The 23,429-nt window shown below is 63.6% G+C and carries 24 protein-coding genes; 2 read left to right on the forward strand and 22 right to left on the reverse strand.

Annotated features, from left to right (window positions below):
* Nucleotides 1–291: 291 nt before the first annotated feature.
* Entirely contained in the window at nt 292–906 is a 615-nt protein-coding gene (locus tag AC5P8F_RS10620; protein WP_495228081.1) for a hypothetical protein, read from the reverse strand.
* Between the two features lie 514 nt (nt 907–1,420).
* On the opposite strand from AC5P8F_RS10620, the gene AC5P8F_RS10625 reads away from it, so the two are divergent.
* Entirely contained in the window at nt 1,421–1,690 is a 270-nt protein-coding gene (locus AC5P8F_RS10625; protein ID WP_495228083.1) for a hypothetical protein, read from the forward strand.
* A gap of 163 nt (nt 1,691–1,853) precedes the next feature.
* Here AC5P8F_RS10625 and AC5P8F_RS10630 read toward each other — a convergent pair whose 3' ends face one another.
* Nucleotides 1,854–2,279 carry a BLUF domain-containing protein gene (locus AC5P8F_RS10630; RefSeq protein ID WP_440980494.1) on the reverse strand — a complete coding sequence of 142 codons (426 nt, stop codon included), beginning with the start codon at nt 2,277–2,279 and terminating at the stop codon, nt 1,854–1,856.
* Between the two features lie 207 nt (nt 2,280–2,486).
* Between AC5P8F_RS10630 and AC5P8F_RS10635 the strand changes: the two genes are divergently transcribed.
* The gene (locus AC5P8F_RS10635; protein WP_495228085.1) at nt 2,487–3,152 is read left to right on the forward strand and encodes an SOS response-associated peptidase; all 666 of its coding nucleotides are present in this window, start codon (nt 2,487–2,489) and stop codon (nt 3,150–3,152) included.
* Nucleotides 3,153–3,284: 132 nt separating this feature from the next.
* On the opposite strand, the gene AC5P8F_RS10640 is transcribed toward AC5P8F_RS10635, so the two are convergent.
* From AC5P8F_RS10640 to AC5P8F_RS10735, 20 genes are all read right to left on the reverse strand, one after another.
* The gene (locus tag AC5P8F_RS10640; RefSeq protein WP_188238718.1) at nt 3,285–3,641 is read right to left on the reverse strand and encodes a hypothetical protein; all 357 of its coding nucleotides are present in this window, start codon (nt 3,639–3,641) and stop codon (nt 3,285–3,287) included.
* Between the two features lie 13 nt (nt 3,642–3,654).
* On the reverse strand, nt 3,655–4,353 hold the full coding sequence (locus AC5P8F_RS10645; protein WP_188238717.1) for a hypothetical protein: 699 nt from the start codon (nt 4,351–4,353) through the stop codon (nt 3,655–3,657).
* A gap of 262 nt (nt 4,354–4,615) precedes the next feature.
* Nucleotides 4,616–6,430 carry a hypothetical protein gene (locus tag AC5P8F_RS10650; RefSeq protein ID WP_495228088.1) on the reverse strand — a complete coding sequence of 605 codons (1,815 nt, stop codon included), beginning with the start codon at nt 6,428–6,430 and terminating at the stop codon, nt 4,616–4,618.
* A gap of 5 nt (nt 6,431–6,435) precedes the next feature.
* Nucleotides 6,436–11,010 carry a tape measure protein gene (locus tag AC5P8F_RS10655; RefSeq protein WP_495228089.1) on the reverse strand — a complete coding sequence of 1,525 codons (4,575 nt, stop codon included), beginning with the start codon at nt 11,008–11,010 and terminating at the stop codon, nt 6,436–6,438.
* 81 nt (nt 11,011–11,091) lie between these two features.
* Nucleotides 11,092–11,640, reverse strand: coding sequence for a hypothetical protein (locus tag AC5P8F_RS10660; protein WP_495228091.1), 549 nt, complete (start codon nt 11,638–11,640; stop codon nt 11,092–11,094).
* Nucleotides 11,641–11,677: 37 nt separating this feature from the next.
* Complete coding sequence (locus tag AC5P8F_RS10665; protein WP_440980499.1) at nt 11,678–12,421, reverse strand: hypothetical protein; 744 nt, start codon at nt 12,419–12,421, stop codon at nt 11,678–11,680.
* A 22-nt stretch (nt 12,422–12,443) separates the two neighbouring features.
* Nucleotides 12,444–14,411 carry a hypothetical protein gene (locus AC5P8F_RS10670; RefSeq protein WP_495228094.1) on the reverse strand — a complete coding sequence of 656 codons (1,968 nt, stop codon included), beginning with the start codon at nt 14,409–14,411 and terminating at the stop codon, nt 12,444–12,446.
* 2 nt (nt 14,412–14,413) lie between these two features.
* A complete protein-coding gene (locus AC5P8F_RS10675) occupies nt 14,414–14,650 on the reverse strand; it encodes a hypothetical protein (protein ID WP_262094141.1) in 237 nt (78 codons plus the stop codon).
* A 56-nt stretch (nt 14,651–14,706) separates the two neighbouring features.
* On the reverse strand, nt 14,707–15,081 hold the full coding sequence (locus AC5P8F_RS10680) for a hypothetical protein (RefSeq protein WP_053497214.1): 375 nt from the start codon (nt 15,079–15,081) through the stop codon (nt 14,707–14,709).
* Nucleotides 15,082–15,209: 128 nt separating this feature from the next.
* Nucleotides 15,210–15,683: a phage tail tube protein gene (locus AC5P8F_RS10685; protein WP_053497212.1), complete on the reverse strand. Its 474-nt coding sequence runs from the start codon at nt 15,681–15,683 to the stop codon at nt 15,210–15,212.
* A gap of 78 nt (nt 15,684–15,761) precedes the next feature.
* A complete protein-coding gene (gene gp17 / locus AC5P8F_RS10690) occupies nt 15,762–16,124 on the reverse strand; it encodes a tail completion protein gp17 (protein ID WP_440980502.1) in 363 nt (120 codons plus the stop codon).
* On the reverse strand, nt 16,121–16,624 hold the full coding sequence (locus AC5P8F_RS10695) for an HK97-gp10 family putative phage morphogenesis protein (RefSeq protein ID WP_495228097.1): 504 nt from the start codon (nt 16,622–16,624) through the stop codon (nt 16,121–16,123). Before AC5P8F_RS10695 ends, gp17 begins: the two co-directional genes overlap by 4 nt.
* Nucleotides 16,617–16,952: a phage head closure protein gene (locus AC5P8F_RS10700; RefSeq protein WP_495228098.1), complete on the reverse strand. Its 336-nt coding sequence runs from the start codon at nt 16,950–16,952 to the stop codon at nt 16,617–16,619. Before AC5P8F_RS10700 ends, AC5P8F_RS10695 begins: the two co-directional genes overlap by 8 nt.
* Entirely contained in the window at nt 16,949–17,428 is a 480-nt protein-coding gene (locus AC5P8F_RS10705) for a head-tail connector protein (protein WP_495228100.1), read from the reverse strand. Before AC5P8F_RS10705 ends, AC5P8F_RS10700 begins: the two co-directional genes overlap by 4 nt.
* 1 nt (nt 17,429) lies before the next feature.
* Nucleotides 17,430–17,696, reverse strand: coding sequence for a hypothetical protein (locus tag AC5P8F_RS10710; RefSeq protein WP_188238893.1), 267 nt, complete (start codon nt 17,694–17,696; stop codon nt 17,430–17,432).
* A 60-nt stretch (nt 17,697–17,756) separates the two neighbouring features.
* On the reverse strand, nt 17,757–19,001 hold the full coding sequence (locus AC5P8F_RS10715; RefSeq protein ID WP_049432460.1) for a phage major capsid protein: 1,245 nt from the start codon (nt 18,999–19,001) through the stop codon (nt 17,757–17,759).
* Between the two features lie 11 nt (nt 19,002–19,012).
* Nucleotides 19,013–19,855, reverse strand: coding sequence for a head maturation protease, ClpP-related (locus AC5P8F_RS10720; RefSeq protein ID WP_188238708.1), 843 nt, complete (start codon nt 19,853–19,855; stop codon nt 19,013–19,015).
* The gene (locus tag AC5P8F_RS10725) at nt 19,833–21,095 is read right to left on the reverse strand and encodes a phage portal protein (RefSeq protein WP_440980503.1); all 1,263 of its coding nucleotides are present in this window, start codon (nt 21,093–21,095) and stop codon (nt 19,833–19,835) included. The genes AC5P8F_RS10720 and AC5P8F_RS10725 overlap by 23 nt, the downstream gene beginning before the upstream one ends.
* Nucleotides 21,096–21,103: 8 nt before the next feature.
* Nucleotides 21,104–22,984 carry a terminase large subunit gene (locus AC5P8F_RS10730; RefSeq protein ID WP_188238706.1) on the reverse strand — a complete coding sequence of 627 codons (1,881 nt, stop codon included), beginning with the start codon at nt 22,982–22,984 and terminating at the stop codon, nt 21,104–21,106.
* Entirely contained in the window at nt 22,941–23,318 is a 378-nt protein-coding gene (locus tag AC5P8F_RS10735; protein WP_239526997.1) for a hypothetical protein, read from the reverse strand. Before AC5P8F_RS10735 ends, AC5P8F_RS10730 begins: the two co-directional genes overlap by 44 nt.
* Nucleotides 23,319–23,429 lie beyond the last annotated feature (111 nt).

Raw genomic sequence — 23,429 nt, forward strand, 5'->3', positions numbered from 1 at the left:
CGGCACATGACACCCTTGACAGCTTTTCGGATCCTTCGGATCCGCCCGCTGCTGCGCCTCAACGGAACGATCGAGCAAGTCGAAACTCTGCACGCCAAGTGCAGTTCATGCGGCGACGAGTCCCGTATGTCCCGAGGGTATGGCCTTGCCGAGGTGGAAGGAGGGGTAGAACTCACGTGTCCGGCATGCCGGGTGACAGGGATTTTGACCTTAGACCAAGCGTGGACTCTCTGGGCCGAGCAGATGAGGCAGGACAGGATCCTCGCCTTGGCCGGGCTAACGCCCGAAGATCTAAAGCTCACCTAGATCTTTGATCACGGCTTGCCCCGCTTTCAGGAAGCCGGCTAACAGCCGGCCTCCCGCCACCTGCCGGCCCATCTGCTCATTGAGGTAACTGGCCTGCAGGCGCGCGTGGGCCATCAGATCGGCTTGGCCCATGCTCGGCGTCAATGCCCGGAGCGGCTCCCCGGGTGACGCCAGCTGGCCCGCAATAGCCTGCACCAAGCAGGAGCGTTGACTGTCGCTCTTGGCGTACCCCGTGGCCATCATCCGGCCGTTCTTCGGCGACCAACCACCCAGCACCAGCTCGGTCCCGAGCTGCTCGATCGGCAGGCCGGCCTCGACTGCTGCTTTCTCATAGTTCGGCCATAGCTCGTCCACGACCAACCCCAGCTCGACGGACAGCTGCTCCATTGTGAAATCTGCGCGGAAGCTCGCCTGCAGCGCCAGCTCATAGATGCGAAGGAAGAACTGGGTGGAACCGCGAGTGGCAAGCACCAGGTTGTGCTGAGGGATCAGCAGTAGCTTCGCCCCCGCAGAATGCGCCCCTGTCCGGGAATCCACTGCCAGAGTGTCTACCGCGACGACCAGGTGGTCACGAGTGAGCAGAACGTTGAGGATGCTCATTTAGAAAGCAGCCGGAAGTTCTGCGAAATATGGCAGCGTGAGCGCTTCGAGTCCACCAGCCCCGAGGCTCAGGGAAGTAAGCGCGAGAGTCCACTTGAGCTTGGTGTGATGCGAGGTTCACATCATGTAGTAGACACTTCTGTGTCGCGGCTCTTCTCTGGTGCAGAATCCTTTGCTCCCGTGTCCAGCCCCTAAACGGCACGGCCATGCACCCTCCCAATGCCTTCAGGATCCACTCGATCCTGCCCCTGCTTGCGCTAAATGGCGCAATCATCCAACTGGAGCAGGTGCGCTCAACCTGCAAGAACTGTGGGCTTAGGTCATCACTGGCCCACGATGCTGGATTCCATACGGACATCAGGGGCACGACCCTGAAGTGCCCAGCTTGCGGAGCTACAGGATTGATGGACGAAATGGAGATCTGGCATCACTGGCTCGAGCAGCGCCGTCGCGAAAAGCTCCTAGCGCTCTTGGACCGCAAGCCCGACGAACCACTCGATATCGAGGACCCAAAATGACCGATGGCATCTCCGAACTGCTAGACCGAGTCCACTCCTGCGAAGTTGCGATTGAGGTCCATCGCGGGTATCTCAAGGCAATGGAGTACGCGCTGCGGGTGTCTGTACTGACCCACCCCGCGCCGGAGCAATTGACCGAAACGTGGACGCAGCTGCTGCCAGGCATCGCCGCGAAGCATAGAGGCGACGGAGGAGAGCTCTTCGCTGCCGCCTTCGAGCAGTCACTGAGACTTCTCACCGAGCAAATCGGCGACGCTCACCCCTAATCGTCACTTGGCTAGTCCCGGCGCGGCGCAGCTCACGCGCCCCCACGGGTTGAGCGGCCATTGGCCCCGGATCCGGCACGGTCAGCTTACCCATCTGGCGACACCGGCGCCATCCGGAGAACGGCCGCTGCCCCATCAGATTACAGCCCTGCGCGCAGGGGCATCAGCCGTCTACCTGCGGAGTGACGATGTCCGCAAGCTGGACCATAGCGCTTCCGATGGCACCTGCATTCGCCTCGTAACGGCGCAGCCCGTCCCAGTCCTGACGTATGAGATCCCTGAGGTCATCAGACACAACAGGGACAAGTCGCATTGCCCAATAAGGGAATCGCCGAATGGACGCACGACCACGCCCAAGCTCAACAATCTCTCTATGACTGGTTGCCGCGAGAATTCGACCGTAGACGGCCTCTACTCCATCTTCAGGGCCTTCAAAGTACTGCAAGAAGCGCTGGCCATCGAAAAGAAGGACACCCGTCACCCCAGCCTCGACATTGAATCGTGCCGCATCACGCTTCAGCCTTTCGACTTGCTCCGCAGTTACACCACTGCTCGCCTCGCTGGCGTAGGCGATAGATTGAAGCGCCACCGGAAGTTCCCCCTGTCGCAGGAGTATCCCTGCACCTCAGGATGGCAGATTTACGGCAGAAGGGACGATCTGGCTTTGACGAAAGTTCCTAGACAGCTCATGCCGCAAACCCAGGCGCCGCTGGCTGGCTCGCTTGGGTGACTTCGCCACACCAGCCGCGCTGTCCCTACACACGCCGGCCACAGCCGGCAGGGCTACCCTCCGACCATGTGCGGCCGATTCGTCCAGCTCCCCGTTGTCGACTTCGGCCAGCCGGGGCTGGCTGACCTTGCCTCCGGCCTGGCCGAGATCCAGCCCAGCTACAACCTCGCGCCGACACAGCGCGCATCGGTGATCCTGGACCGGGGCGAAGGCCGTCAGGTGACCCGGCTGGCGTGGGGTCTGCTGCCGTTTTGGGCCAAGGCCAAAGGCCTGCAGGGCTCGACCATCAACGCCCGGATGGAGACGGTGGCCACCAAACCGGCCTTCCGGTCGGCGTTCAAGAAGCGCCGCTGCGTCATCCCCATGGCCGGCTACTACGAGTGGTCGGTGAGCCCGATCGACGAGAAGAAGGATCCTTGGTTCATCCACGCCACCGGGCCGCTGCTGGCCGCTGGCCTGTGGGAGGACACCAGCCCGCTGCTCCCCGACGGCAACCTGGGCACCTTCACCATCATCACCGGCGACAGCAGCGGCGTGTCGGCCGACATCCACGACCGCATGCCGGTGTGGCTACAGGCCGGGCAGATCGATGAGTGGATGTCCGCCAGCCCCGACGACGCCATGGCCATGCTGCTGGCCAGCGAGCCGCCAGCAATGGAAGCCTACCGCGTCAGCCGCTCCGTCAACACGCCGCGGAACAACCGCGAGGATCTGCTGCAACAGGTTGCTTAGCCAGGTCAACCGAACCCCAGCGGCACTGCGGCCAGGCCCACGATGATGAGCGCGGCTCCTTGCGGCACCGACTCGTCCCCGCGATCTAACAGCCGAGTCCAACGTGACCAAGACGATGCCTTAGCCGGCCATCTATGGCTCTGCCGTAGGCGGCGAGATAACGCCTGCTGGTGGCTGCAGGCTCGCAAGATAGACGGCATCGGTCGCTGCCTTAATCATCGCCATGAGCTTCCACCCAGGTTCAGTGCTTTCTTCACCGGTCAGCGGGTTGGTTATGACGTAGGCCTTTGCTAACAGGTCACTGATCTTTGCGGGAAGAACGCCCAGAAAGGTGCGCTCCAACACCGTACCGTCTGGCTGTGTGGTCAGCTTCTCGAAGTGAAATGTTACCGGGCCATCGTTGGTGTACGGGTTCCAGTCGATGCCTATGCGCGGCGCAATTGCTTCCACCCGAGTTCCGAAGGCCGCGCTCTCGCTTATCAACGCCATGTTGGTCTCCATGTCAGTACCCCGCCACGTTTACGGTCATGATGTGCATCTGGCTGCTAATCGCCCGCGGCGCCGGATTGCCAAAGAATGCATATGTCCCCTCCCCAGTCGTCCCTTGGGCGACCGTGTAGCCGTTTCCGTTTGATGTAAGCAAGCCTGCGAAGCAAGCCCACTGCCAATCCGCGCTCGGCGAGGCTTGCACGCCAGTCCAGCGAAATCCCGGCACGGTGATGATCTGCGCGTAGGTGCCTGGACCTAAGTTCACGTCTGCGGACGGCGTAGAGCCCACCAGGGTGCGAGCATCCACTACGCGCATGTACCGGTTCTGCGAGTCGAACACAACGCGTTCCTGGGCGTCGAACACCTGCAATCCGAAGCCCGGGCCGGACCGGACGGGAGGTCGGTCAAACACGAATACCTCCATCGTGTCGCCGACTGCAGCACCGCCTCCATGCACGCTGATCCAGCCGAACTCCCAACCCCCGCTCACCTGGCGAGCACGACTCACGGTGAATGGCTTGCTGCAGCGAGCGGCTACCAAAGGTCTTTCGCCGGAAACGGTCAGGAAGGCTTGGTTTCCGAAACCTCCCGTCACCGGCCCGGCGGCATTCTGGAAGGTCAGCGTGTGCTTCAAAATGAAGGCGTAGTTGAAGAAATTTTCGTCGATGATGACGTTGTCATTGTTGTTGATGAACTGGAAGCCGGCAGGCATCAGTACGTCCCAAAGTAGAAGTTCGCAGGTGTGGTCCAACTAACGCTTGTACCGCTGATAGTTGGCACCGTGATATCGACCGGATACATGAGGCCGTTCTGGTCAAGGATCGGTAGCACGAATGGGATTCCCTGCGAGAGCGCAGGCTCTTGAAGCGATCCACCGGCGCTCTGATTCACAACCCCAAGAAGCCGGGTCATCCGGCTAGTCAGGTCAACGGTGATGTTGCCGAACTCGTCCCAGCATTGCAGTCCCGTAGGCATCAGCTGCTCCATGTTCCAAGACGGATGCGCCGCTTGTTGTTCTCGTCGTATCCGGTGAAGTGCCCATCGCTGTATTCCATCCGCCGGCCGTTGCCAGGGGACACGAATCGCACCTTGTCGAACAGAAAATCAATCGTGCTCGTCGTGCCGTTGTTCACCGAACGTATACCGGCCACCCGACCATTGGCGTCAAGCGACATGGTCCAGCTGGCTCGGTACTCGGCGATCCCGTTCTCATTGATCGTCGTTCGTGCCTCAATCGCTTGGGTGACCGAAGCATATTTGTAGTCCATGCCGCGAACGCCGAGCTGGTAGGGAGGCGGCACCGTCTGCTGCGCCGTCACGCGAGCAAAGAGCGGCTCAAGCAGCCAGAAGTTGCAGCTGGTTTCGATCGTGGTCCAAACGAACAGCACAGGGCGCACAGATGCGGCACCGGCAGGCGCAGTGGCGAATCGCGTAGAGGTGGCATAGTTGGCGTACACCGAACCACCCTGCGGATTGCGTGCGGACGCTGCCGCCTGCGGCTCCCCGATCTGAATGCCATCGGCATCGTAGAAAATCATGCCGAAGGCGATATCGCATCGATGTGCCAGGAACTTGGTCGAGGCGCAGAACCTCTCCCCAGGCTTGCAGGACACGTTGGCTCCGTTGCGCAGGATGTTGTAGCTCGCGGCCCCACCGTTGGCGGCTGAGCCAATCGTATGCCCCCCGACAGGGAACCAGTCCGCAGACCACCAATCCCTGCGCATCACCTGGAAGCCGGCCGGATTCCAGATCCAGTCCCATCCACCCGCATCCCACTCAAATCCAGTGTTGAATGCAAGGTTTCCGCTGCCGCCCAGCTCAGACCGTACGCTGGTCAGCGCCGATGCGTTCGCCGCGATGCTCTCGCCCTGCTGTTGCACCGTGGTGGACAGTGCCGTCACTGCGGACGTGTCCGCCTTTCCTGCAATCGCCGCGTTGGCTGCGGAGATTGCCTCGGCGTTGGCTCGGATTCCATCCTCACTCTCGCTCACCCGGCTCGATAGGGCGTTCAATGCAGCCGCGTCTGCCTTTTGTTCCAGCGCCGTTGCCACGCCATCAACGCGCTCGGAGGTGACCGCCAGGCCATTCTCCGTCTGCTCGATGCGAACGCTGTGATTTGTCAGCTGCAAGCCTTGAGCCCCTACCGCCTCCGCCAAGGAGCTGTAGTCGCCGATCTTCTTCCAGAACGCCGCATCCGATGGCAAATTCCCTTTCGTTTCCACGAGTGCGTAGTACAGCCCGCCTTCCCACTTAACGACCGCCCCCGGGTTGTATGCCATCTCAGGGTCATAGACAGCCGCATTCAAGGCAGCGTCCAGATTGGCGATCTGCTGTGCCTGCTCGGCAAACCCCGCTGCCATCTCTTGACCAAGCCGGTTCTGCTCCTCGATCAGGTCGATGATCTCCTGCGCCGTCGGCGGTGGCTTCACCGGAATGATCGACCCCTCCCCCGCCTTGCCGCGCACGCTGGCGGTGATCTTGAACCACCATTCCTGCCCACTGCCATCGCTGTAGAGATAGCGGGTTTCAACCACCCGGGCGATCTCCGTCCACGGCCCCTGCGCTGTTGGTCCGCGCTCAATGATGTAGATCACGCCCTCCTGGTCTACGGCGTCCCACTCGATGAGCACACCATCAGCGACCGGATTGGGCACCACACCCTCCACCGGTGGCACGTCCGGGGACACGTACGCGATCGGGAACCAAGAGGATTCCCGCAGCGGAACAGGGGTCACCGATGGCAGCGGCCCTGCCCCGATCTCGATCAGGGTTATTTTCCTTTCTTGCATGTGACTTACCTTGCGTTGAGAGCCGCGCGAATGGCCGAGCTGGTGCTGGTGCGCACCCCTTGCGTCGTCACGGAGACCAGGTCCTGCAGCAGCGAGCGGGCATCGGTCAGAAGTGCATTGGTTTCCCGTACTGCTGCAGTCGTCTCCGCCTGCGCCTTGTTGCCCACCACCAGGTCGAACACCGCACGGCTGAAGTTGTCCGGCAGGGCCTCGATAGCGTCGGCCAGTTGGCCCATGCTGGTGCCGTCATCCTTGTCGAGGTTGCCCACCTTCATGCCGTCGATGAGCCCGGTCACCTGGTCGTACAGCCCGTTGTAGTCCTTGCCACTGGCGTAGAGGTTCCGACCGAAGCCTAGGGCCGCCTGGGCCGCAGACTGCGCGGCGCTGGTGTCCCCACCGGCCACCGCCCGCTGCAGCTCCTTCATCGCCTCGCCCAGCTTCTCCTGGTCCGTCAGCGGAGACAGGTCGCTGATCGACAGGCCGTACTGCATGGCCTTCTTGTCCTTGTCGATCTGCGCCTGCAGCTTGCCCATGTTCATCGCGCGCAGCGCTTCGATCTTGGCCAGATCCTCGGCACGTGCACCGGACAAGCCCAGGGCCTTGGCGTAGTCGTTGGCCGACTTCACCTGCTGCCGGTAGGTCCGCTCGATGCTCAGGGCCTGCTGCTGGTAGCTGGACAGGTCGCCGGTCATGAGCTGCGTGGAAACGTCCGCCATCAGCGAGGCGTAGTTCCCGAGCAACCCGGTCACCTTCTCGACCTGGGTGGCCAGGTCCGTGCCGGCGACGCTGGCCAGATCCTGGAAGTAATCCACCGCCTTGTTGACCTTGTCGACCTCCATCCCGTTGAGGGCGCGGCCCAGCTCGTCAGCATTGCCCACCGCCAGTGCAATCGACGCACTCAGCGCGTTGAACACATCCGACGCCTCGAAGTAGCCATCCAGCTGGCCTCCGAAGCCTGCAGCCTTCACCGCCTCGGTGAACAGGCGGTCCGTCATGTCGGCAAGGTACGCCTCCAGCTGCGCCTTGGCCTCAGCCGAATCCGCAGACAATTGCATCTTGCCCAGCGATACCTTCACCCCGGCCAGTTGCCCGGAGAGATCTACACCCAGCTGCTTTGCAAGGTCAGTGGCGGCGCCGCGCACCTGGCGAGCCGCCATATCGAACGTGCGATCGATACCGGGATCCACTGCCCCGTACTGCGTCCACCTCTTGTCGGACCGGAAGAAGCCGCCCTTCTGCTTGATATCGGCGTAGGTCTGGCCGTCGAAGCCACCGAACCCATATGAGCCGGTCAGGCCCTGGCCGGTGATCTTCGGCGCGCCGCGGCCGAACAGCTTGGCGTGGATGCTCGACCCGGACAGGATCGATGCGACCTTGTCGTTGAATCCCAGCCCGCGGAACGTCTTGTCGGCAAGGCCCACCGCGCCGGCGGTGGCAATCTTGCCGGCCCAGCTCTCCCCGTTGGCGATGTTCCAGCCCTGATCGAACAGCTCGGCGTTCTTCATCATGCCGGCCACGATCCAGCCGATGATCGGGACCGCTGCAGCAGCGGACCCGGCCGCACCGGCACCAGCAGCGGCCGAAGAACCACTCGCTGCGGCCGCGCCGCCACCGGTGAGGGCGGCAACGTTATTACCTAAGCCCAGCAGACTGCCGGCGCTGGCACCGCTGCTCGCCGCACTTGCGCCCGCACTGAACAGTCCCTGGCCCTTGGACAGCAGCCCAGCGATGGTCCCCAAGTTCTGGCCGCCGCCGGCGGCGCCATTGCCGCCGAACAGCCCCATGATGCTCTGAAGGCTCAGGCCACCGCCCTGGCCATTCATCCCGTTGAGGATCTGCGTCTGGATCGGAATCACGATCTTCTGCTGCAGGAACTCGCGAGCCAGGTCACGCAGCCCGCGCTTGGCGGCATCCTTCAGGTCGTCCCACAGGTTGTCGAAGTCCCGCATGCCGCCCGCAACGAAGTCAGCCATGGCGTCGGCGGCATCGCCCACACCGTTGACGACCACGCCGGCCCACGCCTCAACGTTGGCAGCAGCCTCCTCCACGCGCAGGGATAGATCGGCCGATGCTCGGGCGGCATCCAGCATGGACTGCTCGTACTGCGCGTAGCTCGCTGCCCCCTTGGACAACGCCAGGGCCTCCTTGCCGCCGGCGGCCTCCACCGCCTTCTGCAGCTCCTGCCGCATGTCCCGCTCGTTCATCATTTCGCGCCGCGACAGCTCGCGTGCACGGCCGACCTTGCCGAGCACGGCGACCTCGGCATCCATCGTCGCAAGAAGCGCCTCGGGGCTGGCGAGGGCCTTCTTGATCTCCGCGCTGGACTGTTCCAACGCCTTCTGCGACTCTAGGACCAGCGTGTTGTACGCGGCCCGCTCGATGCGCCCCTCCTTCAGCGCTTCCTTCAGCTTGTCCTCGAGCTGCTTCTGGTGCTCGGTGGCCTCGGCCAGTGGGCCGGCCATCGTCGCAGCCGCCATTGCCGCCTGCTCGTTGTAGCGCTTGATCGCCTCCGCGTCCGCCTTGCGATCCTTGGCGCCAGCACGCTCAGCGGCCGCGGAAGCCTTGCGCGACTCCGTGAAGTTCTTCTGCGCGGCAGCCAGCTCGGTCTGGAGCCGGATGTACTGTGCGCCCTGCTCGATGTACTGCTTGACCATCGGGTCGTCGCGCTTGGAAAAGTCGACGCCGCTGGCCTGGGCCTCCTTGAACCAGTCGTTTACGTCGAGCTTTGCGACTTCGGCCGCGCTCTTGCCGACGCGGGCGAGCTGGCCCGGCAGCGACTGCATTGCCGACGCGATGCGCTTGCCCGCGGCGCCTGCCGAGTCGCCCAGAACGTTGAATGAACCCGACAGGGCGTCGGTTGCGTTCTTCGCCTGGCTACTGCTGCCCGTGAAGGCGTCGAGGATCGCACGCTTACGATCGACCTCCCTGCCAGCAGTCGCCGCGGCAGCGGTCTCTTCCGTGAGGCTCTTGGCCACGGTGGCAGCAGCTGGCGAGCCAGCGATCATTGCTCGCCATGCCGCCTCCAGACCATTGGAGAACTCATCGGCGCCAATCTTGCCGGCCTTAAAGGCGGCATCCAGCCGCTGCGTTTCCTGGATGAACTCTGAAGCCTGGCTCGCGGTGGAGAAGTTCGTCGCCGCAGCGACCATCTCCGTGATCGAAAGGGTGATGGTCCGATAGTTCTCGTCGATCTCCTTCTGCAGTCGAAGGATCTCGCCGGCCTGCATCTGGGCGTTGAGGGTCTTGAACTTCTCGATGGCAGTGTCAGCCGCACCACCAAAATCGATCAGCGCAGCCGACGCAATCTTCGTGTTGTCGCGGAAGATCAACCAGCCCACAGCGGCAGTGGCCAGCATGGTCACAATGCCCGCCGGACCTCCCAGCATGGCAAGCGTCGCTGATCCAGCACGCGCAAGCCAACCGGCGTTGGCCGCTGCAGCCTGCGTTTGGGCCTGAGCCAGCAGCAGCGTGGCCTGTCGATGCTCAAGGGTCGCTGCAGCAGCTTTGCTGCTCACCGAAACGCTACCGCCGATCGCAGCCGTGCGGCGCACTTCCGCCTCCGCATCGAGCATTGCGGCACGGGTCCGCAGCTCGAGCTGCTGCGCAGCGGCCAAGTTCTGAGCCGCTGCGGCCCGGTCTGCCGCCATACCAGCGTTGGCCGCAGCGACCCGCGCCAGGACGGCTTTCAGCAGCGGTCCAGATGCGACTGCCGCTCCGGCGACAGCTACCATTTCCAGATTGCTGCCGAGGGCACCGATGCCGGCTGCAAGCGCCTTGGATGCGCCGGTTGCCTCGTCGGCACGGCCAATCATGACCTGCAGGTTGTTGTTGAACAGTGTCATTGCCTGCCCAACGGTGGAATCCATCTTGCCGAACGCCTCGTCCACGGCGCCAGCCTGGCTCTGCAGCGCGTTAATCACTTGCTGTGACGACAACTTGCCCGCGGCGCCCAGTTCACGCAGTTTCCCGATCGGTACGTTCAGGCCCTTGGCGATGGCCTGGGCCAGGGCTGGCGCCTGCTCGAGTACCGAGTTCAGCTCTTCACCTCGAAGGGTGCCGGAGGCAAACGCCTGACCCAGCTGCACGAGGGCGGCATCGGCACCCGCCGCAGACGTGCCACTGATCACCATCGTTTTGCTGATGGTCTCGACAATGCGTGCCAAGTCTCTCCCAGACAGATCGAGGGCCTCCTGGTTCATCGCGATTCGCTGGTACAACTCCGCGGTCGCACCCAGAGGCTGTCGCGCTGCGCCGGCAATCCGGATCACGTCAGCCTGCGCTGCAGCGAACTGCGCTTGGCCCTGCGTGACCAGCCGCAGCCTGTTGTTGAGGTTCGTCCATTCGTCGGCCTTGCCAACTGCGGCTTTTACGGCCACCAAGGCTGATGTAAGACCCACCGCCTCAGTCGCTACCCGACGAAATCCGGCCGCGACCTCATCGGCGCCGCGGCGCGCGGCGTCTGACATAGACGATTGAATCGTAGCCATGTCGCGCTGCACGATGCGCGCGGCTTTCCCGCTGTCGCGCTCGAACGAGCCCGATTTCAGCAGCAGATCGACGGTAAGGGTGTAGAGAGACATGGTAGCTCCGGAAACGAAGAAGCCCCGCACTTGGCGGGGCTTCGATGAACAACCTGCGACGTTCTTGAGGGCGAACCTCGCTTAACCTGATAGGACCCATATGAACATTGTGATCAGTGCAATTCCGCTCCCAATAGTCAGAGCGAACTGGACCACAGGTGAGAACTCGTATCCGTTGGAATACAGACTCTTCATTAGCGCTCGAACGATCAATAGCCAAGTGCTGATCATCAGCATGACCGCTGCGTCAACAATGTGATCCACGTTGAACCAAGACAGCAACAACAATCCGACAGATACACCGAAGCAAGCAGCCCCAAACTGAGTCACGGACGATAGGAACTGATCTAACCACCTACCAAGGAAACTACCCAGTGGCGGGCAGATGCCAAACAGCACTCTCGCCAGGCACCCCATTACTGCTAACCCGCCAGAGACAGCTACGAGGGCTCTGGAAGATATCCCTTCGATCGCGTCCTCCACCAGCTTGCTTTCAAATGGAAACTGGAACGACCCACCAAGTTTTAAGATGACAAGAAGCCCCATGGCTAGTCCAGCGCTTGCCAGGAACTCCAGCGACCACGCCTCTAGATCGTCGACAATGGCATTTTCTGCATCAATCTTATTCATAGACACTTGTTTTGTTCTCTCCCAAATCCTTAGCGGCCTAGGCCGGAATTTCTTCAAACTCCATATATCCTGAAAAGTACTGACGGCTGATGTTCTCCGCCGACGGCAGCTGCGTCGAGTAGCCGTAGAGCGCCGACCGCGCCGCCAGCAGCGGGTCAAACGCCTTGCTGATCATGTCCCGGTACTGCGGCACAACGCAGGATCGCCGGCGTCCCGCGATCGCAGCGGCCACCGTCTCCCAATCGGTCCCGCCCAGTCCACCGCCGCGCACGGCAGCCGTCGCCCGACCAGACAGGGTACACGTCAGCCGGCGGTACAGACGTCCAGCAACCGTGTTGACCTGCGCACCCTTGGTACGGGTGTGGACGCTGGTGTCGATTGTGGCCACCGCCCAGCCGTCGCTGATGCCCACCTCGACTGCCCGGAAGATCGCGATCTCGCCCACGTCCACGTTCGCCGCGGTTGTCGCGATCTCGACGGACACGGTCGAAACCAAGGCATCGGCCTGCGGAAACAGCCATGCGCAGACACTCCCGTCGGGCAGTCGCACCGTGGTGCCGCTGGCGCCGGCCGCGCTCACCTGCACGCCGGGCGGGATGTTGAGGCCGAGAACCGCGACGATCCCCGGCACAACAGCCTCGGCCAGGGTGATCGTGATCGCCAGCGAACTGGTGCGCCGCATCCGCGACGCTCGCCCAGGCTTACCATCGAAGAGCGCCGAGCCCTGGTCCGCCGACAGCCACGTTCCGCCGGTGAGGGTGACCGCTTGCACCGCCGGCATGCCATATCCAATCAACACGTCATCACCCCCACAGGGTAAGCACCACGTCCCCCGTGGCAGGGTTGCGCTCCACGCGCCGCACCAACACCGGCTTACCGTCGGCCAGGCCATAACGGCTGTAAGTCAGCCGGCCAATCTGTCCCGGAAGCGGGGCCAGCTGCTGATCGCCCCGGACGGTGACCTGGTAGAAGAAGCGCTGGTCGCGGTAGATGCCCACTACTCGGTCGATCTCTGCTTGTGCGTCCACCGAGCGCCAGAACAGCGACACGACTGGGTCGGCAGCGTCAGCTTTGCGATAGTGAGGATGGAGCGCCCCGGCCCCGTACACCTGCGCTCTGAATAGGCCAACCAGTTCGTCACGGCGCCATTGAGGCACATCCACTACGTCTGTCACCAGGTCCGATGCCGACAGCGCCTGGGCGTTCGGCCGATACGCCATCCGGCGGGTCAAATTCGGCGCGTCATCGGGGACACAGAGCAGGTCTTCAGCCATGTCCGCCTCGCTCAGATCAAACGCTGGCGCTGCCCCCGAGGTCTCCGGCGCAATCACCCGCGCGAATCGTAGCGGCCCGCTCGGATCCTGGTAGCAACCCGCGCCGTAGCTGGGGAGGATCGCGTTCATTGCATCTCGACCGGTGACCGCGCTGCCGGCGTAGTAGCCAATGCCGGCATACCCGGTTTCGCCATCGATCGCTGCACAGTCAGCCGCTACCCACGCTGTCTTGCCCAGCCTTCCCATGATATCGGCCATAGCCTGCCGCAGTGTGGCAGGCTGCTGCCCCGGGCCGATGCTGGACAGGTCTGCCACCACAGGGGTTACCGGTGGCGATTTCATCAGCAATTGCTGCCCATCCGGCGAGACGCTGAACGTTCCCGGCTCCAATGTGTCGCCTCGGTCCATCACCGTGTCCGCATAGATCGGCACATCAGCCACAAACATGGCCGTGGCATCTGAGTTGGCCCCCATGGCGGGTACGCTGGCAACAGCCCCAATCACCACCGGCTGCGGCTTCCAGGCGAGTGCGGGAATGTTGGGCAGGAAGACTCCACGGTTGATCGTGCCATCAAGATCATCGTGGGCATCTTTGAAGTGCAACGTCTTGCTGCCGTCGTCGTTGATCTCGATGCGGTCAACCGCGAAGCGAAACACAGGCACCGTGTCATTGAGCATGCCGTCTTCCGGACCGGTTCGGATCCGTACCGGCAGTCCAGACACCCCGGCTTGTGCCAGTCCGTCCAGCAGCCCCTCAGCATCCAGCACCAAGCATTCCGCGGCACTGGTCTGGATCAAGGACTCGCCTCCCCACGGCCAGAAGCTGATCTCGCTAACAAGGGTCAGGCCCTCGGCAACCAACCCCTCGAAGCGAACGTTCGCGGGTGTATCGCCCGGGGCCGTGAGCCAGTCAGCGTCGGCGAGGCGCACCACATCGGCGGCAGGTCCTGGGGTGTACCAACCAGCGGCGGCGGCAGGGCTCCGTGCGCCCCATTGACCCGCATTGACCACCAGGGACAGCCCGCCGGCCTTGGTTGCGGCGAGTGCAGCGGCGAAGTGCAGGGGCCCGGCCAACGTGAAATCCCGCTCGTGGACAAGCTCACCGTTGCGGTACAGCTTAAGGCGGTTCGGAATTCCGATCTCCACCAGTACGCCAGCGGTATCCCCTCGGCCAACGAATGGAAGCCCTACCGCGACCGCGCTGCCATTGGCGATCACCCTGCCCCCAGCAAGGTTCCAGCCGATTCCGCCGGCATCTGAGCCCGGGTAGCCGGCCAACGATGCGGCGCCGTTGACGATGCCTACCACCGCCGACATATCGTCTTCACCCCATAGGGCGAACTCTGCGCCCACCGTGCCGGCACTTTGCGCTATGTCCGACCGTGCCATGCGGTTGAGGTCGGCCGCGCTCGTCGTGGCGAGCGTGAGCCCTCCGTCGCGCGCAGCGAGCAGAGGGCCGATGGGGAGGGCAGCAAAGCGCCCGAAGGTGTTGGTCATGGTCATCCCAGTCGATCGAACCAGTCCTGCGCCTCGTCCTCCTCGGAACGCGGCACGAGGGTTTCCAGGTACTCCTGGAAGGAGCGCTTGGTGCCGCCCTGGCTGTGTGAGGCGGTGATGTACGCGGCGAAGGCAGCGGGCTTGATGTGCAGGCTTACCGGGTCGATGGGATTCCGCTTATGGAACTCCCACCATTCCAGGAACTCCCGGCGCGACATGCTCGCCCGCAGCTCCGACACTGTGCGATGCAGGTGGCCGGCGAGGACCTTCCAGAACCAATCCTCGCCGCGCTGCCTTAGCCGTTTCCCGCGTCGGCCTGGGCCTGGGCAGCATCTTCGCCGAAGCCGGAATGCTTCATGGCCACGCGCTGCAGTTCAGCGGCAACCAGCGGCTTGAGCTGGGCAGCCTGCTCCACATTCATGACGGGCTTGCCGTCCTCGTCGCAGATGGTCGCTGCGATCAGCTTGGCGCGATCGCCTTCGCCCCACAGCTTGCGGAACTCCGCATCCGGCAGCTCGCGAACATGGAACTGCGCTTTGGCACCGTTGGGCAAGGTGATCGTGTCGGCGCGGACGTCCTTGGAGGCGAACATGCCCAGGTTGGTGAACGACTGCAGGATGCTCACGGGCTGCTGCGGCTGGGTTTGGGTGGTTTCGCTGGTCTTGCTCATTGGCCGTTTCCTTGAATGGCGACAGGGCGCGCGGGCCGCGCACGGCTAACACGCGGAGGATCCGCGCGCCCTGTCAAAGAGAAGGCCCGCCGAAGCGGGCCGGGAGTGTGGAGGCCGTTGCCGTAGCCTTACGGCGTCGGGCGGTGCGTGGTGACGGCGCCGGAGCCGCGGATGGTGATCGTCGCCTTCCAGACGTCGTTGTCCTGGCTGGTCACCGCGAAGTTCTGCACGAAGCCGTCGAACTGCTTGGACAGCACGGTGTCCGGCGGGGTGATCTTGCCGGCAACGGCGGTCGGCTTGGCCACGCCTTCGGTTTCCGACAACGGCGCGGTCACCAGCCAGTTCACGACGGCACCGGTCTCGTGCAGCTCCTCCAGCTTCTCGTGATCGACGCTGTCGTAGATGATCTCGATGCTGGTGCTGCCGGTCTGCTTGCGGCCGGCGACGAACTGGTCCCAGTCGTCGTCGTAATCGGAGATATCGATCTCCGACGCCTGGCCATCCGGGAAGCCGACCGAACGCAGGCGGGTGACCTTGATGACCTCGGCCGCGGCGATGGCGACGAAAAGCTGCGAGTGCTTCGACTTGATTACCTGTCCCATAGGGGTTTCCTTGTATTGCGCCCGTCGCCGGGCATGAAGAAGGCCCCTTGCGGGGCCAGTGGGTTGCCGTTGTGTGGTTCAGCGCAGTTGCAGGAGCCTGGCGTCGAAGGAGACGCCAAAGGCGTCCGCGCCGTCGCTGTCAGGCGTCGGGTTGTACGATTCGATGCTGCCTACGCGCTCGATCGCGTCGCGGATGGCGACGGCCGCGCCGTTGGCCTGCGTCAGGGTTTCGCCCCACACGGTCAATCGGACTCGCCAGCCGTCGGCCGGCGGCGCCTCGGACAGCATCGCGGTGGGCGATCCGCCGACGACCTCCCACGTCGCGTAGGGCAGTGCTGCATCCTGTGGCGCGGTTGCCGGCCACAACCGGATCGGGTCGCCCAGCACGTGCCGAACCGCTGCGTCAACCTGCAGCAGGGACTGAATCAGGGGAACCATCATCGCCAGCCATCCTTCTTCAGCTGCTTGTCGAGCGCAGCCCAGGTTTCATCGATGACAACTTGAGCCGCCTCCGGTCCATTGGCCTCGCCCGCTGGCGTGAGGAACGGGGACGCCCGCATGTTCTTGGTGCCGAACTCGACGAACCGCCAGTAGTAGGCCCAGCCTCTATCCACATAGGTTTTGCCGGTCCGCCCACGCCGTTGATTGCGCTTGGTGTTGGCGTACTTGCGGCGGCGACCAGTCTTAACCCCAACCGTAAAGTACTCGCCGCCTTGGCCTACACCTGCGCGCTGTCGGGCTTTGGTGTTGGCCCGGCGGGTGACGATCTGCGTGGTCATGAACCCCGATGCTCTCGGAGCCCGGCGCCGGGCGTCGTCGCGGATGACGTTGCCGCCCTTGCGCATGCCGGCCTGAACCGCCCTTCCCTGGATCGCCTTGGGAGCCGCCCGTAGTGAACGCAGGAGGCCGTCCAGACCGTCGATCTTCACCTGCTCAGACATTGGTCAACCCCGCTACGGCGATGATCGCCATCTCGCTGCGGTCGTTGCTGGGTGCGATGCTCTTGATATCGAAGGCACGGCCACGGAACACGATCCGCCACTGAGGATCAACGTCACGCGGGCGGATATCGAACCGAACCTGCTCCCGGTAGCGCTCGGCACCGGCGGCGACCGCCTCTGTCGTCGCCGCAAGATTGTTGGTGGCCTTGGCCCACACACTCACAACCTCGACCCACACCGGCTTACCTTGGCCGCCCAGCGGGTCGCGCGGTTCGGTCTTCCGCTCGAAGCGGATACGGTGCTGCAGATCGCCATCTAGAATCGTCATGGCATCATCACCCTTCGGAATGGGCGCAGCAGGCTCTTGGCACCGTTGGGTAGCTCGACCGCCTGAGCCCCCACGATCACATCCGTGCGGTTCGCGTAGAGGTGACCGAGCGTCAGCAGGATGGCAGAGAAGATGCTCGGATTCGCAACAACGCCGTGGATGCAGGCCTCCGCCTCTACTGTCGCCTCGCGATGGGCGACAACCGCCAGCCGTATCGCGGCGGTGCGCTCGTCCCCATCCTCAATGAACGCCGCATCTGCCAGCGCCTGGCTTTTTGCAAGCGCTGCGGCCTTCATTACGGCTGGGTAGCTGCGCCTTGCCAGAGCCAAGGCGTCGGCGTCCTCGTAGATCCGCCGATTGAGGTATGCCTGCGCTGCATCTTGCGCGCCGGCAATGGCGGCCTGCAGCTGTTCCTCAGGGTAATCGGCCTCAACTCGCACATGCGAGCGGGCTTGTGCGAGTGAGACGATGGGCATGTCAGTCCTTCTTCCCTTCAGCCAGAGCCGCGGCCAGCTTCTCCGCCCCCCAGCGCTTGTCGAACGGGATGCCGGCGGCCTCGAGCTTGGCAATAAGCACCGGCTTCTCATCCGATCCCGATTCAGCCGAAGACTTGCCCTCCGACAGCGCACCCAAGGCCCGGGCACCTGCTTCCAATTCGGGCGGGCATTCATCCCCGACGGCGAAATCGGTCGGGTAAATCTCGCCGTCGCGCACACCGCGAAACGGCTTCGTGAGCTTGCTCATGGCTTCTCCCAGTGAAGGGGCGGCCGAAGCCGCCCCATGTTCCGCTGTTCCCTGTGCCGATTACTCGGCAATCTTGAGGGCTCGCATGGGCTCCGGGTTGTGCACACCGCCGCCCACGCGCTTGGTGGTGTAGAACATCACGTACGGCTTGTTGGTGTACGGGTCGCGCAGAACGCGCACGCCCTTGCGGTCGTACACGGTGTAGGTCTGCTTGAAGTCGCCGAACAGCGCGGCGATGGCGTTTGCTGCCACATCCGGGATCGCGGCCACATCCTGCACCGCAAAGCCGGCCAGGGTCGACGGCTGACCCGCCACCAGCGACGGCTGCCACAGGTAGTTGCCCTGGGCATCCTTCAGCTTGCGCACCACACCCTGCGTCTTGCGGTTCAGCGCGAACTTGGCGCCCGCAGTGAATGCCGACGGCAGGTCATAGACCAGGTCCAGAATGCTGTCACCGTTGATGCCAGCCGCCAACCCGCTGTTCACGGCCTTGATAGCACCGAACGGGTGCTTGGCCGCGTTGGCGCCGCCTTCCACGTAGGTCAGGATGCCGAACGGCTTGTTGACGCCATTGCCGGAGAAGAACGCATCGCCCTCCTGCTTGGCGAACTCCAACTCGACCTCGCCGGCCAGCCATGCCTCCAGGTCAATCTCTGCATCGTCCAGCAACTGCTGGGTCGCCGCCGGATTGGCGTAGATTTCGCCCCAGCCGAAGCTGAGCGGACGCAGCTTTGCCGTTGCTGTCTCCGGGCGGGGATCTTCTTCGCCCACCCAGCCCGAGGACGTGCCGCCGGTGTTGTACAGCTTGGTCAGGCCCGCCCCGGAGCAGGGCTGCACGTTGGCCAGCTGGCGCATGTCCGACACGATGACCAGGCGGTCGGTGATCGAGCGGTCCCATTCTACCGGTGCCAAGTAGCCGCCCTCATCGGCCGCCCCCTTGTTGAGGGCAGCCTGCACTTCACCCTTGCGGAAGTGGGCACGGAACGACTCGGTGTACTCCGCATCAGCGACAGAACTGCCGGCGCTACCGCCGCCCATCTGGAACGCGGCCATCTGGGTGTTGGCCTGGTCGACCGCGGCCTGCAGGCGGGTAATGTCTGCATTGATGTTGTCGACCTTCAGGGCCTGCAGTGCATCGGCGCTGCCCTTCTTGATCTCTTCCAGCTGCTTGGTGTGCTCAGCCTTGAAGTCGGCGAATGCCTTGTTCAGCGACTCCACCAGCGCCTTCACGTCGGGCTGGCTGCCGCCATCGGCGTGCACGGAAACGAGGCCGCGCGGGACGCGGCCGTGGGTCATCTTGGTCATGTGTTGGCCTCTTAGGCTTTGATGTTGTCGAGAAGGCCCTGCAGCAGGGCCGAGGTTTCGTTGCCGCCAGCGCTCGGCGTGGCAGACCCGGCAGCGCTCGGCTTGCCGTTGAACAGCGATTTCAGGGTGTCGCGCCGCATGGAGCGGGAGTGGCCTGCCTTGGCCATCGCCGCCTCGACCAGGGCCAGGGCCTTGCGTCCACCCGATGCCTGCTTGGCATCCTTGGTCGCTGCAGATCCGTCCAGCAGGCCATCGGCAAAACCGTCCTCCACCGCCTGGGAGGCGCCGATCCAGGTCTCATCGTCCATCATCCGGGCCGCCTCGGCCTCGGTGACGCCCGAGCGGGCCGCGTAGACCTTGGCCATGGCCGTGTCGAAGGGCTCCAGTAGCTTTGCCGCGTCGGCCATGTCGTGGCGATTGCCGATGGCCACCGCCCACGCGTTGTGGATCATCAGGAACGATCCGTCGCCCATCAGGATCTCGTCGCCAGCCATCGCGATCACCGACGCCGCCGACGCGGCCAAGCCCATGACTTGGACGGTCACCCTGCCCTGGTGCTCGCGCAGCAGGTTGTAGATCGCGACGCCTTCGAAGAAGTCGCCGCCGGGCGAGTTAATGTTCACCACCACGTCTTTGTCGCCGATGGAGCGTAGGGCGGCGCTGATCCGCTTGGCAGTGACGCCAGTACCCTCCCAGTTTTCGCCGATCGAGTCATAGATCGAGATGCTGTTCGCGTCGTTACCGGCGGCGCGTACTTCGGGTTCCCAGCGTTCGAGCGCGTCGGGGCGCATGTCGAACTGGGCTGCGCCGAGCCGTCGCTCAGCACGGATTTCAGGCAGCTGCCGGAGGCTCATTGCTTTCTCCCTTCTGTGTCATGGGGTTGATCAGGTCGTTGGCCCCTGGCTGATCAGATTCCGGATAGTCCAGCAGGTCGCGGATCTCGTTCTGCGTGTGGAACGGCGCCGTACCGCCGGAACCGAGAGCGGCCTTGAAGAAGTCCGCCTGATCCTTGAGCGTGCCGCGCATCAGCGCCCGAACGTTGAACTTGGGCTGATAGCGCTCCAGGTCCCGCTCGTCGATCAGCGATCGCGCGACCGCCTGCTCCCAGTTGGTGAAGTGCTCCAGCATCGTGTACTGCAGGAAGAAGATGCCCAGTTGCTCGATGCCGGTGCCCCAGCTGGTATCGCTCAGGAACAGCAGCGGGCGGGGAACACCGTAGAGCCTGGCCACCTCCTCCACCTGTGCGCTGCGGTTCTCGACATGCTGGGCCTCTTGGGCGGTGCTGCCAAACTTGTTGGCCTTGGCGTTCTCCTCCAGCAGCATCCAGCGCTGCGCCGCGGCAGCGCCGGCATATTCGGTGTCGAGGGACGTGCGCATGCGCTCGTAGGCCACGTCGCTGAGCGCATTGGGCACCTCGATGGCACCACCGGCCATGTTGCCGGTCTCAAAGATCCGGCTCGCTGCCTGTTCCGCATCCAGCGCCAGGCGGATAGCCCGATCTGCCAGTTTCATCCTGGACAGGCTCGTCACGCCGTCCACGGATAGGTCGCGGATGTGCAGTACTTCCTCCTGCTTGAGGATGACCTCACCACGCTTCTTGCTGTTGAAGCGATAGAGCATGCGCCAGTCGTCGCCAAGCTCAGCCCTCACCGCTGGGGAATCCAGCGGGATCAGATGGATTGGCCGGCCTGCTGACCACACGATCCGCGCGTAGGCGTCCCCGTGCCGCTGCCGGGCTAGCTCCATCTGCCGCTTGAACTCCAGCGGGGTCTGCCATGGATTCGGCTTGATCTTCAGCAGGCGGTGCGCGGGATGCTCGGCGGCTATCCGCTTCTTCCCGCCCGACTCGACCAGGTTCAGCGGCAGCATGCCGATGGTCCCGCAGATCAGAGACAGGCAGCGGAGTACCGCCATATTACGCAGCTGGTAGCCACCGCCGCCGTGGCCGCCCTGTGATCGGATGAACTCCAGCAGTGCCGGATCATTCATTCCCGTGAACTGGCCGGCCTCAGCGCGTGCGCTTGGTGGCGCCGCCGGCGACGGATTCCAGAGCCGGTCCAGCGACTTAAGGTCTTCTTCGTTGAACCTGGACATGGTTTTCCTTATAGAAATCGGATCCCACGCTTCTCGTACACAGAAGCTGCGCGGACAAAGCTCGCGTGCGCTGCACCGATAGCCATGCACAGTGCGACGGCCGGATCGATCTTGTTGATGGACCGCTCTTTGGAGAGCCAGCGGTTATCCCATTTGTCGGTTTCGATCACCGCCGACATGAGCGCTGAAACGAGGACCGGGTTCTTCTTCAGTCGGATACGACCCTCCAAGAGGGCCTCTTCCAACAGGTTGAGCGAGCCGGGCATCCACATGCCCTCTGGCACCGGCTGCCCTGCTGCTTTGGCGGCCTCGGCGGCGGCCTCTAGAGGCTTGCCCTTCCTGGTGCCGCCCTGCGGGTGCTCGGCGAAGGTCAGCGAAAGGCCAATCTGTTTGGCATCGTCCTCGAAGCGGCGGAACACATACCGGTCATAGGCCATCAGCTGAATGGAGTAGCCTTGGTCGTAGTCGGCCAGTGTCTGAGCCACATGCCGGAAGCTGATCGTCTTGCCCTTCGGCGCGTGCAAGTGGCCAGCCTCGATCCACGTCCGGTAGGGCAGCTTGTCCTTCAGCTGGCGTGCGTCCACCGTGTCGCCGGGCGTCCATGCCTCAATCCAAGCATCAAACGTCGGCTTCTCGACCACGCGCTCCTCGCCCTCCACCATGACGGTGACCGGCAAGCTGCCGGTTTGGACGACGAACGCCGCGGCGGTCAGGTCGCGCACCTGCGACAGGTCGAGCCCGCCATACACCGGCTTTCCGTGGTGTTCGGCAATCTTGAAGTCGGCCAATGCCGGCTCCAGCGTCGCGCGGGTCATCCATGCAGTTTCAGCATCGGTCCAGACGCAGAAGTGCAGGCGCAGCACGCCGTTCAACTGGCCGGGAATCGCCTTGGCCTGGTGAACAATGTCCCCCAGCGTCTCCTCGGTGATTGTGATCCCGAGCAGCGGGTTCGCTTTGGCCCAGCAAGTCGGATCCTCCAGCGGGTCGTCGCCATCATCGAGCGCGCACACGTAACTGAAAGTGCGATCGTCCAGCGGCTCACCGACAAAGGTCGGATCGTTGACTGCCTCGGTATGCCCAGCCGCCACCTTCACCGCATGCTCGTGCTCCTCCCAGGCGACACTGTTTCGGTCGCTGCCCGAGTTGGTGATCATGAACAGCAACGGCTGTCGCCGGAACTTGAAGCCGCGCTCCAGCATCTCGATGGCGCGCCGGTCCGGCAGCTCGTGGACTTCGTCGGCAAGCACGAAGTACGGACGAGGACCGGAGCCTGTTCGCCCGGTGTCCCGCGAAACCGGCCGGAAGAAGCTGCCGCTCTTGTGGTGGGCGATGTTGTACTCGCGCCCCTCGCCGCCGGAGAACTCCAGACGCTTCATCAGCGCCTTTGACGCCTTAACCATCTTCACCGCGTCGGCGAACAGGATTCCGGCCTGCTCCTTCTTCGCGGCGGCGGCGTAGATCTGCGCGCCAGCCTCCCCGTCGGAGGTCATCCCATACAAACCAATGCCGCCAGCCATGGGCGACTTTCCGTTGCCCTTGCCCATCTCGATATAGGCGCGACGGAATCGCCGGTTGCCGTCTGCCTTCTTCCAGCCAAACAGCGATCCGAGAATGAATGCCTGCGAGGGGTGCAGCTCAAAGGAGCGGCCCTCGAACTGGCCCTCGGAGAGCTTCAGAATCGTCTCGAAGTACTCAAAAACCCTTTGCGCCGCCGCTTGGTCGAAGTAGAGGCCACGCTCGTGACCGTCTTGCAGGTCCTTCAGGTGCCGGCGGCATGCATTCCGCACGTGGGGGCCGGCCACGATCTCACCTGCTACCACCGCCAGCGCATAGGCCGCAGTGCGATCAGAAGAGCTTGTCGTCGGGGTCTTCGTCCTCTTCGCCGCCATGATTCACTTTTGTCTCGTCAACCGGCGTTGCGCCGAGCTTGGAAAGCAGGGAGCCCAGCGCCTGAAGGGCCGAAACCCCCATGTCGGGGTCGGTCTCCATCCGAGCCGCCAAGATGCAGACCTGGCGCAGCAACAGCCGGTGGCCGGCATGCAGCCACGGCATGTTCTCGACCTGCTCACGCCATACCGCGATCTGCGGTTTGGTCATCCCCTTGTAGGGAGGCCCGACCGCCTTGGCCTTTTTCGGCGTCTTGCGGTCCTTGTGCCGTTTTGGGTTCTTGGCCGCTGCGCCAGAAACTGCCGCTTTTGCGGCTGGTGTCCTTGGATTTGCCATTTTCTGCCCCGGTCGGGGGTCGTCTTTCCAACTGTGGATGCGCGAAGAAAGGGGGGCGCACGTATCGCCGGGCGATCGGCCCAAACTTTTGAGCCCCCCTCCCCTTTTCAT

This window comes from Stenotrophomonas sp. YJH_SMC_69, from assembly GCF_059370495.1.